This is a genomic window from Acinetobacter sp. 3657, assembly GCF_031456775.1.
Taxonomy (GTDB): Bacteria; Pseudomonadota; Gammaproteobacteria; order Pseudomonadales; family Moraxellaceae; genus Acinetobacter.
Genome location: NZ_JAVDVH010000006.1, coordinates 34,411 through 49,936, shown reverse-complemented (window position 1 = coordinate 49,936; position 15,526 = coordinate 34,411). Strand labels below are relative to the sequence as shown.

Below are 15,526 nucleotides of genomic sequence, written 5' to 3'. Positions count from 1 at the left end.
ACATATGGATTGAGTGGTGGAAGGGCGTTGTCATCTTTTTGTATGCTTTATACAGCCCCTCTCTCACCTCTCGCTCGCATAAATAAAATATTGATCAGCATAAATCATCTGGCTGATGGCCAAGAGACAATCTGAATAGGGGTCTAACGATTATGTCACATTTAGTCAAATCAACATGTTTAATGATGTGTATGACTGCCGCGGTATTATCGCTGAGCGGATGTGGTAAAAAACCTGAAACTGCAACGAATGCATCTTCAAACACAGCAACCGAGGCTGAAAAAACCAATCTCAAACTTGGATTTATTAAACTCACCGATATGGTGCCTTTAGCAATTGCCCATGAAAAAGGCTATTTCCAAGATGAAGGATTAAATGTGCAACTCGAAGCACAATCAAATTGGAAAGTTCTCTATGACCGTGTTGCTGGCGGTGAATTAGACGGTGCGCATATGCTCGCAGCCATGCCACTCGGCTCGATGACAGGCATTACTGGAAATAAAGAAATTATTACCCCATTTACGCTTTCTTATAATGGTGCAGCAATCACCGTATCAAATTCAGTCTGGCAGAAAATGAAGCCGAACCTGACCATGGAAAATGGTAAGCCGAAGCACCCCATTAGTGCTGAAGCATTAAAAGTGGCCGCAAATGAATCAAAAGCTGCGGGTAAACCCTTTAATTTGGGCATGACATTTCCAGTGGGTACACATAACTACATGATGCGCTATTGGCTTGCTGCTGGTGATGTCAATCCGGGCGTATACGACGCAAATGATACTTCGGGCAACAAAGGTGCAGATGTGATGCTCTCCGTCGTGCCCCCACCACAAATGGTTGCCACCATGGAAGCAGGTACGACCATGGGCTATTGCGTTGGTGAACCGTGGAACCAACAAGCCGTGTTTAGAAAAATTGGCGTTCCCGTAGCCACCTCTGATCAAATGTGGAAAGACGGTGCAGATAAAGTGTTTGGGATGACCAAAGACTTTGCCGAGAAAAACCCAACAACAACAGTAAAAGTCGTCAAAGCATTAATTCGCGCATCTTACTGGTTAGATCAAGACAATAATGCCAATCGTGCTGAAGCGGTCAAAATCATTTCAAGACCGAACTATGTCGGTGCTGATGAAGCTGTGATTGCCAACAGTATGACAGGAACCTTTGAATTTGAAGCAGGTGATAAGCGCCCTGTTCCAAATTTCAATACCTTCTATAAAGGTCAATACGGCATTCCGTATTATTCAGATGCAGTGTGGTGGTTAACACAAATGCGTCGTTGGGGACATGTCCCTGAAACCAAGCCAGATCAATGGTATTTAGACATGGCAAAAAAAGCCTATCAACCAGAAATCTATGCGCAAGCAGCAAAAGAACTGATCGCTGAAGGCAAAATGAAAGCGGAAGATTTCCCTGACCTCAGCACCGCGACTTATATCAAAGCACCAGAAACCAGCGCTTTGGATGGTGTTACTTTTGATGCAAATCAACCCAATGCGTTCTTGGCATCCTTTAAAATTGGTTTGAAATAACTCTCTACGAACATGGGATAAGTGATGCCTGATTTGAAAAGCTCACTTATCCAGCCAAGATTATATTGATGTTATAGGGGGAATTTTCATGAAAAAACTATCAACAAAAGCACGTCACACTGTATTAAGTGTCATCTTGCCGATGATTGCGATTCTTGTATTTTTAGGAGTTTGGCAAGGTGCTTCGCAACAGATTCAAACCAATATTGGCAACCTACCCGGCCCTGTGGAAGTATTTAATGCCTTTAAAGGTCTAATGGCTGAGTTTTTCAATCAGCGAGAAGCTGCAAAAAGCTTTTATGCCAATTTACCCGAAGGATCGACCGCCATATTTAGTGGCCCTCCGACTTTTTTTGATCAAATTCTGACAAGTTTAAAAACGGTGCTAACCGCCTGCCTGATCTCCTCAATGATTGCCATTCCAGTGGGTTTGCTCTGTGGTCTAAGCCCTAATTTTTATCGTGCTTTAAATCCACTTATTCAGATTTTCAAACCGATTAGCCCACTGGCATGGTTACCGATCGTGAGCTTATTGGTCGCGTCCTTATATGTAAATCCAGTCGAGGGGCTATCTAAATCATTTGTCATTTCAGCCATTACCGTCGCGATGTGTACCATCTGGCCTACCCTGATTAACACCATGGTCGGCGTAGGACAAATCAGCCAAGACTTTATCAATGTCAGTAAAGTACTGAATCTCTCTTGGTACACCCACCTCACCAAAATTGTATTGCCTGCGGTTATCCCAATGATATTTACAGGTTTACGCCTATCTGTTGGGGTGGGTTGGATGGTCTTGATTGCGGCTGAAATGCTCGCCCAAAATCCAGGCTTAGGTAAGTTTGTTTGGGATGAATTTCAAAATGGCAGCAGCCTATCAACTTCACGAATTTTCGTTGCCGTCATCACCATTGGTTTGATTGGTTTTGCGCTTGATCGAATAATGCTCATGCTACAACACCGTTTTAGCTGGGACAAATCTCTTGCCGCTCGCTAATAAGGAATAGACATATGAGTACAGCCTATCTTTCTTTACAACATCTCGATATGGTGTTTGAAAAAGACAGCGGTGGAACTTTTACCGCTTTACAGGATATCCATCTCGATATTCATCAAGGTGAATTTGTTTCATTAATTGGACATTCTGGTTGCGGAAAATCAACTGTTTTAAATATCGTTGCAGGTCTATACCAAGCTACGCAAGGCGTGGTGTTACTGGATGGCAAAGAAGTCAATACGCCAAGTAGTGATCGTGCAGTGGTGTTTCAGAACCACTCACTACTCCCGTGGCTAAGCTGTTATGAAAATATTGAACTTGCTGTCAATTCTGTGTTTAAAACACAAATGAGCAAAGCCGAACGTCATGACTGGATTATCCACAATCTGAACCAAGTCAATATGCTGCATGCCAAAGATAAATTACCGAGTGAAATTTCAGGGGGAATGAAACAACGGATTGGGATTGGGCGTGCACTGGCAATGAAACCTAAAGTTTTATTACTCGATGAGCCATTTGGTGCTTTAGATTCGCTCACGCGCAGCACGCTACAAGATGCATTAATGCAAATTCAGGCAGAGCTAAATAACACCATGATCATGATTACCCATGATGTCGATGAAGCAGTCTTGTTGTCAGACCGTATTGTGATGATGACCAACGGACCTGCTGCGACCATTGGTGAAATCTTGACGGTTGATCTGCCTCGCCCTCGTGATCGCCTTGCTTTGACTGAAGATGCAAAATTCAATCATTATCGGGGTGAGGTGCTGGCATTCTTGCATCACAAACACAAACATGTCGAGGCTTAATCTCTGTTGAGCAATCCATGAATCGGTGTCCGATACTTCCTTTAAAAGCTAAACCTGCAAGAGCGTTTCCAAAAACGCTCTCAGGGTGCTTTTGCCCCTATGATCACCAACGTCAAGTTTGATTTGTCTATAAAACAAAGTATTATGCTTAAACGATATAATGGCTTAACAATGATATAGAGATATCTGTGTTCTTACACAAAAGGACATGATGATGGACAATATTCATTCAAAAATAATATGAAAATACCCCATTTTGCAATTATTGGTGCAGGTACAGCAGGACTCGCAACCGCAATTCTACTTGCACGCGAAGGCAATCAGGTCACCATTTTTGAACAAGTCGATGAATTATCACCTGTCGGGGCTGGCTTACTGTTACAACCTGTTGGTTTGGCGGTCTTTGAACATCTCGGTGTACTTGAGCATGCCTTACAGCTTGGAGCGAAAGTCACAGGCTTAGAAGGACAACTCCCCAATAAACGACTTTTGGTCAATAGCCATTACCAGCAAGCTGCTCCAAAGCTCTATGGTCTAGGCATTCATCGTGCCACCCTCTGTCATGTGCTCACACAAAAACTGGCTGAATACTCAAATCAAGTGACATGGCGGATGAATCACAGCATTGAACGAATTGAAGAACGACAAAATGAAGTTCGATTATTTGGCTCATCCAAACAACACCATATTGATGACTGTTTTGATGCAGTATTGATTGCCAATGGTGCACGTAGTCAACTACGACCTAAACAATGGGTGAAAGTCGATCAAGCTTATCCGTGGGGCGCAGCGTGGAGCATCGTACCTGAATGCTTGACACTGAATCCTGAAATTTTACATCAGTTTTATGATCGCTCAAAAATCATGATGGGTGTTCTACCCACAGGTGCAATCCCCTCTGCACCGCAGCAACGGCTTTCCAGCGTATTTTGGAGTCTGCCAACGCCACAGTTGCAATCCTTTTTAAAAGATGAACAAGCAAAACAGCAATGGCTACAACAGGTGTCAGATCGCTGGCCTGATGTCGCAGAATGGCTGAAACATATTTTGTATGATGAACAAATCCAACCAGAATGGTTGTCCGCACAATACCGTGATGTGGTGATGTCGCAATATGGGCAAGGACGAATTGGGGTGATTGGTGATGCCGCACATGCCATGAGTCCACAATTAGGGCAAGGTGCCAATATGGCGCTGTTAGATGCGTGGGCTTTTTCGCAATCTGTACAAAGTGCCAAGAAAAATCAACAAATAGATTGGGCAGTGCTGTGGCAGCATTATCATCAGCATCGTCATTCTTCAACCCAGTTTTATCAGTTCCTCAGCCGTTTACTGACACCCCTTTATCAATCCAATCATTGGTGGGCAGGCAGCTTACGTGACCTTACTTTTCCTTGGATGTATCAGATTCCCTATTTTCGTAAGGAAATGGCGATGACCATTTCAGGTTTAAAAACGGGTTTATTTCAGCAAATGAGCTATCAACAAATTGCTGCATATCAACAAAATGAAAATGCATTGCTTCAAAACAATCAATCGTTGCCTGAATATGACTAACATCAAAAAGGAGTTCAGTTAGAACGGACTGGGCAATGGGGAAAATTTTATCGATTTATTTACGTGACCCAGATCAGAATTTGATTGAGATTTCGAACTATCTTTAATACCCCCATCAGCGATTTTTTACCCAACAAGCATAGCCAACCCTAGCCACACAGGCTAAACTAGCTGCTCTCCACTCAATGGATTTTCACTCATGTCAAACTGGTTAGATGAAGTTAAATTTGATTCCAATGGTCTTGTTCCTGCCATTGCACAACATCATCAAACTGGTCGAGTGTTAATGGTTGCGTGGATGAATCGTGAAGCTTTGCAATTGACCGCAGAAAAAAATCAAGCGGTGTATTACTCACGTTCACGCCAAAAACTATGGCATAAAGGCGAAGAATCAGGTCATTTCCAAACGGTGCATGAAATTCGTCTGGATTGTGATGCAGATGTCATCATTCTACAAATCGAACAACATGGCGGTATTGCCTGTCACACGGGTCGTGAATCTTGCTTCTACCGTAAGCTGACACCACAAGGCTGGGAAACCGTTGATGCACAACTGAAAGACCCCACTGCGATTTACGGCACATCTGCAAAAACAGACACTCACGATCAAGTTCAAAGTGAGCAAGTTGATGTACTCGACTATTTAGGTCGTTTGATGCAACAACGCAAAAAAGCAGAAGCAGATAACTCTTATATCGCAAGCCTTTATAAAAAAGGCATCAATAAGATTTTAGAAAAAGTCGGCGAAGAAAGTGTCGAAACGATCATCGCCGCTAAAGATTATGCAGTGCATGCTTCTTTGGAAAATAAACACGACCTGATTTATGAAGTGGCTGATCTATGGTTCCATAGTATCGTCATGCTTGGTTACTTCGATCTTGATCCACAAGTGGTTTTAGATGAGTTAGCACGCCGTCAAGGTTTATCAGGTTTAGTCGAAAAAGCAAACCGTAGCAAAGAGGCGTAATCCAAACCTGTGTCAAATATCGAAAAACCCAAAGCCACTTATGAGCAAGCAGTTGCCATAGATAATGCTCGTTTAGGACAATCCTTTAAAGTGATTGCCTATGCTGGCACAGGTAAAACCACAACCTTACAAATGATCAGTGATGCCATGCCTGAACGGCGTGGTATGTATTTGGCATTTAACAAAGCGATTGCCACTGAGGCGCAGAGTAAATTTCATGGCAATGTCAATTGTCGTACTTTTCACTCGCTGGCATTTCGCAGTGTTCCACGTGGCATCACCGACAAATTACGCTTACCGCGTTTAAGTCCGAGTTTTATCGCCAAAGAATATCGTTTAGAACCCATTACCTTACGACGCTTAATGGGCGGACGCTATGAAAAATATGTATTGATGCCAAGTCGGCTTGCCAGTTTAGTGTCCAATACCGTCAGTTATTTTTGCTCGACCAGTTCGCAATACCCTGCACCACGTCATATACAAGCACCAAGTTGGCTGCATCAAGATGATATCGAATCCTTACAGCAACATATTTATCCTGCGGTTGAACGTCGCTGGCTAGAATCGATTGATCCCAATCATCAGGCTGGCATTGGGCATGATATTTATCTCAAATTATGGGCCTTGTCAGAACCCAATATTCCAACGGATTATGTGCTGTTCGACGAAGCACAAGATGCTGATCCATTGATGCTCGGTATTTTGTTGCGACAGAAAAGCACCCAAGTGATTTATGTCGGCGATGCACACCAACAAATCTATGCGTGGCGTGGCGCAATCAATGCCATGCAGCAAATGCCACTACCTGAAAGTCGTTTAACCACCTCCTTTCGTTTTGGTGATGCGATTGCAGATGTGGCCAATAGTTTATTGGGTGCATTGAATGAAAGCGTACCGCTTTTAGGTAATCCTCATGTCAAATCGAGTGTAGTGAATAAACCGCATACCAAAATGCGTGATGCAATACTATGTCGGACCAATGCTCGCGCCATGGAATTGTTACTGGCAGGTTTGGTGCATGGTGATAAAGTCGGGTTGCAAGCTGATCATCAAAAGCTCAGTCGTTTTGTGGATGCAGCCAGCCTACTCAAACAAGGCAAGCGTATTGTTGATGTTCCAGAGTTAGCTTGGTTTAACTCTTGGCACGATGTGCATGAGTACTGTGAAACCAATGATGGCAGTGACATCAAACCTTTAGTTAAATTGGTTGATGAACATGGTACAGATCCATTGAAAAGAGCACTGGCCAAAATCACCCCTATTGAACAAGCGGATTATGTGATTTCAACTGCGCATAAAGCCAAAGGTCTAGAATGGAATCGTGTGCATATCGAAGATGATTACCAATTTAAAATAAATGGACTTGAACATAAAATTACAGATGAAGAATTAAGATTACTTTACGTGGCCTGCACTCGTGCTAAAGTAAGTTTAAATATCCATCATCTTTTTGACTTAATACAACAATTAAAACTAAAACGATGCGCTCCCCCAAGCCTTCAAAAAACCGCAGGTTAAAGCGCTCATGATCGAGGTAAGCTTATGCAACTTGAATCGGTTCAATTTAGACATGTGGGCATGTTTCGAGACCTTCGTATTGAGTTTCAACCTGAGCGGCATCCCATCACCCTGATCCTAGGCGATCAAGCAACTGGTAAAACCACGGTTATAAAGAATATCTATCAGGCACTGTCTTGGTTTTCAGCGCGATACAAAGATATCAGAACCGCTGGGGTAGTCATCTCAGATCAAGATATTATGCTGAGGTGCTTACAAGCCAAAATTCAGACCCAAGTGCGTATCAGCAGTGAGCTCAACAATGTCTTAACAGAAAGTAGCTCGGCTCAACAAAAAAACACCCAAAGCTGCATCTGGAAGTTATTTAAAACCTTTAATAATCAAGGTGTCGGAATCAGTCAGGTTGAAACACAACAACTCGACCAAATGGTAAGTCTGTATCAAAAAACCATTCTCCAAGATCCGTTATTTGGTCTTCCTCTGATCGCCTATTATCCTGCCGAACGCTTTGTCCAAGACATCAACTTACAAAGTAAAAATGTGCCTGGTATTTTACAAAAAAACTCAGCCTATGACCTAACCGCGATTCCTTACACGACCTTTACTCGTTTTTTTGAATGGTTCCGCGAAATCAGTGATGTCGAAAATGCCCATTCAGCGCATATCGTCAGACGTTTGATGGGCAATGATTTTAATCAACAAAACCAATCTGAAATATTGCAAGAACTACAACAAGAACTGCTCAATCATCCTAAACAGCTCTCCGCACCCAATCTGTATGCATTGAAAAAAAGCTTGAATACCGTGTTCCCCGAACTGGATGATATTTATATTCAATATGTACCAAAGCTCCAGCTCATCGTGCGCTATCAAGAACAATTGATCCCATTCCAGCAACTGTCCACATCACAAAAAACATGGATCGCGCTGGTTGGAGACATTAGTCGTCGTTTATGCTTACTCAATCAACATTGCTTTGACCCCTGTTTAGAGGGCGAAGGTGTCTTATTGATTGACCAAATCGATGCGCAACTCGATCAAGTCATGTGTGCAGAAATTCTTGAGCGCTTACATCAGGCCTTCCCTCGCCTACAAATCATCGTGACAGGCAACCGCGACGAACTCCTCGAGCATGCACTCCACTATCAATGTTTGCGCTTAGACTCAAAAGAAATTTTTGAAATCAATCTAGAGCAATCACAACAACAACTGTCTGAACTATATAGTGAACTTTCACAGACAGAAGAGGATACTGAACTGCAAAGCCCCGACTTAGTTGAGTCAGAGACCTTGACGCGTAGAGTTGATGAATTATTCAATCAGATACAAGAACTTAGTCCACAAGAAAAAAATGAGTTATTAGACTTACTTAAAATTGATGATACCCCACAAAAAAGTGCTTTATAGCCTGCCAAGCGAATAACAGCACCCAGCTCTTTTGAGGTTTTGATCTGTGTTTTTCATGTAATAAGCCAATCTTTTTTGTTGTTTTTGTAGTAAAATAAACCGCTTTTTATTACTAAGTTGCGCAATACAACTTACTGCTCTCTTAACTTGATTGGGCTTCAAGATTTAAAGCTTTGGCGTTCTCTTTGCGCGCCTGTGAGTCTTGAATAAATTTCACTTTAGGTTTTCGACCTACATCATCGACATGGATACCAGTGTGCTACCGATTATTATCCTATTACCGCTCATACTCGGCACCACCCTAATCCCACAATTGCAACGTATCTCACGTGGCATGACGGCACTTGGGGCGATTGGCATCAGTCTGAGTTGTTTTATTTTATTATTAACTCAGGCACCAACTATTCTTCAGGGCAATACCCTGCAACAAAGCTGGGATTGGCTACCACAACTTGGAATCAATCTAAGTTTCCGCCTTGATGCCTTAGGTCTATTATTTGGTCTACTGATTAGCGGTATCGGTACCCTCATTTATATTTATGCCTATTATTATCTAAGCCCTAAGAATTCGCTGACTAAACTGTATCAGTTACTGATGCTGTTTATGGCGGCGATGCTCGGGATTTCATTTTCTAACAACCTGATTTTATTATTAGTATTTTGGGAACTGACCAGTATTTCATCCTTCCTGCTGGTGGGTTATTGGAGCAATTACGATGCGGCGCAACGCGGTGCACGTATGGCGCTCACCATAACAGGCTTAGGTGGTCTTGCGATGCTGGGTGGTTTTGTCCTGCTTGGACAAATCACTGGAACGTACGAGATCGACCAACTGGTGCTGATGAAAGATACCATTCAACAGCATGAACTTTTCGTACCCACGTTACTGTTGATTTTACTCGGTGCATTTACCAAAAGTGCGCAGTTTCCATTTCACTTCTGGCTTCCGAATGCCATGGCAGCACCGACTCCAGTGTCTGCCTACCTACACTCCGCCACGATGGTTAAAGCAGGGATTTTCTTGCTGGCTCGTTTAGCGCCGATCTTTATTGGTGCTGCGCTGTATCACAACATCGTGACTTTTGTTGGTCTGTTTACCTTGTGTATGGCCGCAGGTTTTGCCATTTTCAAAGAAGATCTCAAAGGGCTGTTGGCGTATTCGACCATCAGTCATTTAGGTTTGATCGTTTGCCTACTCGGTATCGGTTCTCCGCTTGCAGTTGCAGCGGCAATTTTTCATATTATTAACCATGCAACCTTTAAAGCCGCATTGTTTATGATTGCAGGCATTATTGACCATGAGACTGGAACACGTGATTTACGTAAGCTAAGTGGCATTTGGCAACTATTACCATTCACAGCCACGCTCACCATGATCACTGCCGCTTCAATGGCGGGTGTCCCCCTCACCAATGGTTTCCTCTCTAAAGAAATGTTCTTTACTGAGTTGCTGGTAAATCTATCTGGTCCTGTCATGATTGCTTCCGCAATTGTGGCGACTTTAGCCGGTATCTTTGCGGTGAGTTATTCAATCCGCTTAGTCCATGGCGTATTTTTTGATGGCGAAGTGGGTAAACAGGTTCCGCACAAAGATGCGCATGAACCACACTTAGGCATGCGTATGCCTGCCATTATTCTTGCAGCCTTATGTATTTTGGTGGGTATTTTCCCAGCGCTATTGGCTGAAACATTTGTCAACAGTGTAACGCGTGCCAGTTTGGCACAGCCAGACTTTGCTGGAACACATTTAGCAATATGGCATGGCGTTAACGCACCGCTGATCATGAGTCTGATTGCCTTGGTGGGCGGTACAATATTTTACTTCGCACTGGCTAAAGATGGTCGTATCCGTAAAATTGATCTCGATCCTCATCTTGGCAAATTTCAGGGCAAAATCTTATTTGAACTGTTCCTTAAACACTTATTACTGATCAGTCGCAAAATAAAACAACGCACTGAAAATGGCTCTTTACAGCACTACTTATTTTTAATTGTGCTGTTTAGCATCGTCATGGTGGCTTTACCCCTCTTCAATCAAGGTTTAACCACAGGTACACGTGAACTGACACATGCACCTTGGGCTGCCATTGTACTTTGGCTCACATTGTTCTCTGGTTGCTGGATGATGCTTTGGTTCCATCATGAACGAATCAAAGCCATCTTGATTAGCGGCGCGGTCGGTTTAGTCGTGACCATGACCTTCGTGGCTTTATCTGCACCTGATTTGGCGCTAACGCAAATCACTGTAGATGTGGTGACCACCATTTTATTGTTAATGAGTTTGTCTTTACTACCACAACTTACACCTTACGAATCATCGCGCCCACATCGTTGGCGCGATGCCAGTCTTGCGATTGCAGGCGGCTTAGGGATTGGCTGGATTGCATGGCTAACCCTGAGTCGTGACCATAATTCAATTTCATGGTTCTTCTTGCAGCAATCCATCCCGTTGGGTGGTGGTTCAAATGTGGTCAATGTCATTCTGGTTGACTTCCGTGGCTTTGATACCTTCGGTGAAATCGTGGTCCTTGGGATTGCTGCCATTGGTGCACTGTGCTTGATGGACGGTATGCGTACGCATGGCACCACGGTGACCCAAGGCTTAACCTATCGTTTTAACCCTTCTCCCTTGATGTTACGTATCGCTGCTTCTTGGGTATTACCGATCGCGCTAGTGATCAGTATTTATATCTTCTTACGTGGACATAACTATCCAGGTGGCGGTTTTATCGCAGGTCTAGTCACCGCAATGGCGCTGATCATTCAGTATATTGCCTTGGGACAAGATCAAGCTGAAAGAATAATTAAAGCCAAGTCGGGTCGTTTATACGAAATTTGTATTGGTTCAGGCCTAATGATTGCAGGTTTAACAGGTGTTGGCGCTTGGTTCTGGGCACGCCCATTCCTCACCAGTGCGCATATCTATGTAGAGCCTCCTCTGATTGGAAAAATGCATTTAGCTTCTGCATTACCATTTGATTTAGGGGTTTACATCACCGTCGTGGGTGCAACCATGTTGTTGATTTCGGTCTTAGGTGACTCACGTCACTCAGGTATGACGGGACCAATCCCAAGTGGAGACAAATAATATGCTCAGTATTGAATTTTTACTCGCTTCTGGCATTGGTTTACTGACTGCGACAGGCATTTATTTAATTCTACGTGCCAGAACATTCCCTGTGGTACTCGGACTGGTCATGATTGGCTATGCCGTGAACTTGTTTTTGTTTGCAATGGGACGAACCCAAGTCAACGCACCTGCTGTACTGACTGAAACCACCAGAGTGTCTGACCCATTACCTCAAGCATTGGTACTGACCGCAATTGTAATTGGTTTTGCGACCACCGCATTTATCGTACAACTGGCATTGCGCAGTCGTTATGAGTCAGGCACAGATCATGTCGACTCAAAAGAAGATCCAACCTTGACTTATGACCCACGTGAGGATGAGCCATAATGTTTGATTTCTACCAATTTTGGCAGACTCATGCTCCAATTCTTAGTATTTTAATTCCAGCATTTACTAGTTTTATATTATTACTATTGGGTAATCCCGGTGCAGGGGCTTTAAAACAAGACTGGCGTCAACCTTGGCGACGTGGGATCAGTCTCTTCTCCGTCGTTTTAGGGCTCGCCACTGCGGTGAGCTATCTAGCGATCGCAAGTACAGGTCAAATTACGGTTTACCAGTTGGCTGAATGGTCTGCACCATTTGGTATCGTATTGGTGCTTGATCGTTTATCTGCATTTATGTTGGTCTTGACCTACGTACTGGCAGTGCCTGTGCTTTGGTATGCCAGTCATAACTGGGACACACGTGGTCGCTATTTCCACGTGATGTTTCATTTCTTATTGATGGGTATCACAGGCGCATTTTTAACAGGCGATTTATTTAACCTATTTGTATTCTTTGAAATCTTATTGTTGGCTTCTTATGTCCTGCTTTTACATGGTCAAGGTCGTCAACGTTTTCAATTAGGTATACATTACGTCACCATCAACTTACTAGCCTCAGCACTATTCCTTGTCGGTTTAGGCATGATTTATGGCAGTGTTGGTAGCTTAAATATGGCGGATGTAGGTCGTCTGGTTCCAACCTTAGATGGCGATCAGCATAAACTGGCGATTGCAGGTGGTTTATTGCTATTCGTGGTTTTCGGTATTAAGGCTGCAATGCTACCTGTGGGTTTTTGGCTACCGAAGACCTACGCCGTTGCCAGTACACCCGTAGCTGCGATCTTCACCATCATGACCAAAGTCGGTATCTATGCCATTTTACGTGTGAACGGCACGGTATTTGATGATGAATTAGCACAAAACATATTTAAAAACTGTTTAATGGTCATCGGTCTAATTACGTCAATTTATGGTGTGATTGGGGCTTTAGGGGCTGATCGTTTACGTCGCTTTGTTGGCTTTATGGTGTTGTCTTCTATTGGAACATTACTCATCACCATTGCGATGTTCAATACCCAAGCATGGGCTGCAGGTTTATATTACTTAGTCCATAGTACCTTGATTGCAGCAGCATTCTATTTGTTTTGTGGTTGGATCACTTCACAACGCGGTACATTTAAAGATCATTTGAAAGTTGCGCCTAAAATGAAGCAGGAAAAAGCGGCTTCATTTACCTATTTCACCATTGCCTTGATGATGGCAGGTTTACCTCCATTCAGCGGTTTCTTAGGTAAAGTATTTATTTTACAAGCAACAGCAGAAAGTCCTTATCAGGGTTGGATTATTGCCATCGTATTGATCGTGAGTTTATTGAGTATTATCGCCTTTACTCGTGTTGGTTTTATTCTGTTTTGGCGTGCGAACGCACCTGAAGAAAATCCAAAAGAGGCAAACTTTACTTTATATCAAGCCCTGCCTGAGCGTGCACCAAAGCGTAATGATAAAGCGATCTATATACTGCTTGCTGGGTTAATGGCTTATGTGGTTTTCGCCTCCCCTATTCAACAATATACCGTTGCAACCGCACAGCAAATCCAAGACCATGCTCTGTATAATCAAGCGATCTTGAAAATAGATGCTCAAGGTCGTGCGATCAGCGTACAACCTTATGATCCAAGTTATTTACCAGAAACCAAATATGGTGGTGAAGTAAGTGATCATAATGCTTTGCTTATTCCAGATATCATTTCAAAAGCCACTTTACAAGGTGAGCATATTTCTGAATATAAGCAACGCCAAATCGCTGAGCAGACATTAGAAGCACCAACACGTCCAAATGCAACCCAGCTCAAGCCAATGGAGGAACACTAATGCAAAAACGCGCTTTGCTTCATCGTTGTTTTCCACATCCATTCGTATCCTGCTTGGTTTTTCTCAGTTGGTTAATGCTTGCCAATAGTGTAGAGATAGCAAGTCTTACATTTGCTTTCTTATTGGCAGTCATTATTCCGCTTTTGGTTCGGCCTTTTATTGCGTATACGCCACGTATTGATTGGACGGCTGCCATGAAGCTATTTTTTGTGGTGCTGTGGGATATCGTGATCTCAAATTTCCGAGTGGCGAGAATGGTGCTTGGTCCGATGCAACAGTTGCGCCCTAAATGGTATCGCGTCCCTTTAGATACTGAACATGAGCAGGTCAATACACTGCTCGCAATGATCATCACGACCACACCGGGTACTGTTTCAGCAGGAATCGATCAAGAACGTGGTGATATTCTGGTTCATGCATTGGATTGTGATGATACTGAACTTGATATCCAAGAGATTAAAAAGCGCTATGAAATGCCTTTAATCCAAGTCTTTAATGTGAAGATTGCAGAAGGAGTCACCACAAAATGACCATTTTACCTTATGCACTGGGTATCGGTTTAATTGCCATTACCATTTCCATGTTCATGTGCCTCATTCGCCTGATTATTGGACCTTCTGTGATCGACCGCCTACTCGCCTTGGATACCCTATTTCTCAATGCGACTTGTCTCATCGTTGTATTAGGTATTTATTGGGTCAGCACCAACTTCTTTGAGGGTGCTTTATTGGTTGCAATGCTCGGTTTTGTTTCGACTGTCGCACTTGCTCGTTATTTCACAACTGGGCATGTGATTGATTAAGGAGATACATCATGCAACTGATCTATGAGATCCTCATTTCATTCTTTTTGGTGTTCGGCGCTTTTTTCCTATTGGTTGGATCAATCGGTATGATCCGTCTACCTGATTTATTTATGCGTCTGCATGCACCGACCAAAGCAGGTACTTTAGGGTTAGGAAGTTTCTTGATCGCAGCAATGATCTTTGGAGTGACACAAGGGCGTTTTGGTTTTGCTGAGTTACTGATCACGCTGTTCATCTTTATTACCGCACCTGTATCTGCAAATTTAATGGCACAGGCAGCGATTCATTTACGTTTGCGTTCAAATAGTGGTGAAGTTCCTGAAGCTTTAAACCGTCCGCTTCCTTGGCAACGTTATAGCCGTAAAGACAAAAAAGACCAACTTTAAGTTGGTCTTTTTTATTTCCGATTATAGAACTTAGCATAACAGATTATTAATATATAACACCTTGATTACTAATAAGGTCCTGTAAATACACTTGCTCACGCTGATTCGTCATAATTAATAGATCCTGATAGGCATCATTAGGCTGACCGCGAACACTCAGTGTATTCGTTTTAGCAACAGTGTCATAAATAATTTCGATATAATCTGATAAATTCGAGTCATTGGCATGACTATCCAATATTTGCGACAGATCAATCTGATCTTCAGTGAGGCTTT

13 protein-coding genes are annotated in these 15,526 nt (G+C 43.0%); all 13 read left to right on the top strand.

Going from position 1 to position 15,526, the window contains the following annotated elements:
* Positions 1–152 precede the first annotated feature (152 nt).
* The 13 genes from J2Y37_RS08670 (at position 153) to J2Y37_RS08610 (ending at position 15,250) form a co-directional block, all read left to right on the top strand.
* A complete protein-coding gene (locus J2Y37_RS08670; protein WP_349032559.1) occupies positions 153–1,532 on the top strand; it encodes a CmpA/NrtA family ABC transporter substrate-binding protein in 1,380 nt (459 codons plus the stop codon).
* Positions 1,533–1,620: 88 nt separating this feature from the next.
* Positions 1,621–2,529, top strand: a complete 909-nt coding sequence (locus J2Y37_RS08665; RefSeq protein ID WP_004668396.1) for an ABC transporter permease — start codon at positions 1,621–1,623, stop codon at positions 2,527–2,529.
* Positions 2,530–2,543: 14 nt separating this feature from the next.
* A complete protein-coding gene (locus J2Y37_RS08660; protein WP_349032558.1) occupies positions 2,544–3,341 on the top strand; it encodes an ABC transporter ATP-binding protein in 798 nt (265 codons plus the stop codon).
* Positions 3,342–3,581: 240 nt separating this feature from the next.
* Positions 3,582–4,898, top strand: coding sequence for an NAD(P)/FAD-dependent oxidoreductase (locus tag J2Y37_RS08655; RefSeq protein WP_349032557.1), 1,317 nt, complete (start codon positions 3,582–3,584; stop codon positions 4,896–4,898).
* A gap of 199 nt (positions 4,899–5,097) precedes the next feature.
* Positions 5,098–5,865: a bifunctional phosphoribosyl-AMP cyclohydrolase/phosphoribosyl-ATP diphosphatase HisIE gene (gene hisIE, locus J2Y37_RS08650; protein ID WP_349032556.1), complete on the top strand. Its 768-nt coding sequence runs from the start codon at positions 5,098–5,100 to the stop codon at positions 5,863–5,865.
* 9 nt (positions 5,866–5,874) lie between these two features.
* A complete protein-coding gene (locus tag J2Y37_RS08645) occupies positions 5,875–7,383 on the top strand; it encodes a UvrD-helicase domain-containing protein (RefSeq protein WP_349032555.1) in 1,509 nt (502 codons plus the stop codon).
* Between the two features lie 24 nt (positions 7,384–7,407).
* Entirely contained in the window at positions 7,408–8,790 is a 1,383-nt protein-coding gene (locus J2Y37_RS08640) for an AAA family ATPase (RefSeq protein ID WP_349032554.1), read from the top strand.
* Positions 8,791–9,046: 256 nt separating this feature from the next.
* The gene (locus tag J2Y37_RS08635; protein WP_349032553.1) at positions 9,047–11,878 is read left to right on the top strand and encodes a monovalent cation/H+ antiporter subunit A; all 2,832 of its coding nucleotides are present in this window, start codon (positions 9,047–9,049) and stop codon (positions 11,876–11,878) included.
* A 1-nt stretch (position 11,879) separates the two neighbouring features.
* Positions 11,880–12,248 (top strand): Na+/H+ antiporter subunit C, encoded by a 369-nt coding sequence (locus tag J2Y37_RS08630; RefSeq protein ID WP_004668383.1) that lies wholly within the window; start codon positions 11,880–11,882, stop codon positions 12,246–12,248.
* Positions 12,248–14,059, top strand: coding sequence for a monovalent cation/H+ antiporter subunit D (locus J2Y37_RS08625; RefSeq protein WP_349032552.1), 1,812 nt, complete (start codon positions 12,248–12,250; stop codon positions 14,057–14,059). The genes J2Y37_RS08630 and J2Y37_RS08625 overlap by 1 nt, the downstream gene beginning before the upstream one ends.
* Positions 14,059–14,589 carry a Na+/H+ antiporter subunit E gene (locus tag J2Y37_RS08620; protein WP_004668379.1) on the top strand — a complete coding sequence of 177 codons (531 nt, stop codon included), beginning with the start codon at positions 14,059–14,061 and terminating at the stop codon, positions 14,587–14,589. Before J2Y37_RS08625 ends, J2Y37_RS08620 begins: the two co-directional genes overlap by 1 nt.
* A complete protein-coding gene (locus J2Y37_RS08615) occupies positions 14,586–14,861 on the top strand; it encodes a monovalent cation/H+ antiporter subunit F (RefSeq protein ID WP_004668377.1) in 276 nt (91 codons plus the stop codon). The genes J2Y37_RS08620 and J2Y37_RS08615 overlap by 4 nt, the downstream gene beginning before the upstream one ends.
* Positions 14,862–14,872: 11 nt before the next feature.
* Complete coding sequence (locus tag J2Y37_RS08610) at positions 14,873–15,250, top strand: Na+/H+ antiporter subunit G (protein WP_005194792.1); 378 nt, start codon at positions 14,873–14,875, stop codon at positions 15,248–15,250.
* The last annotated feature ends 276 nt before the right edge of the window (positions 15,251–15,526 follow it).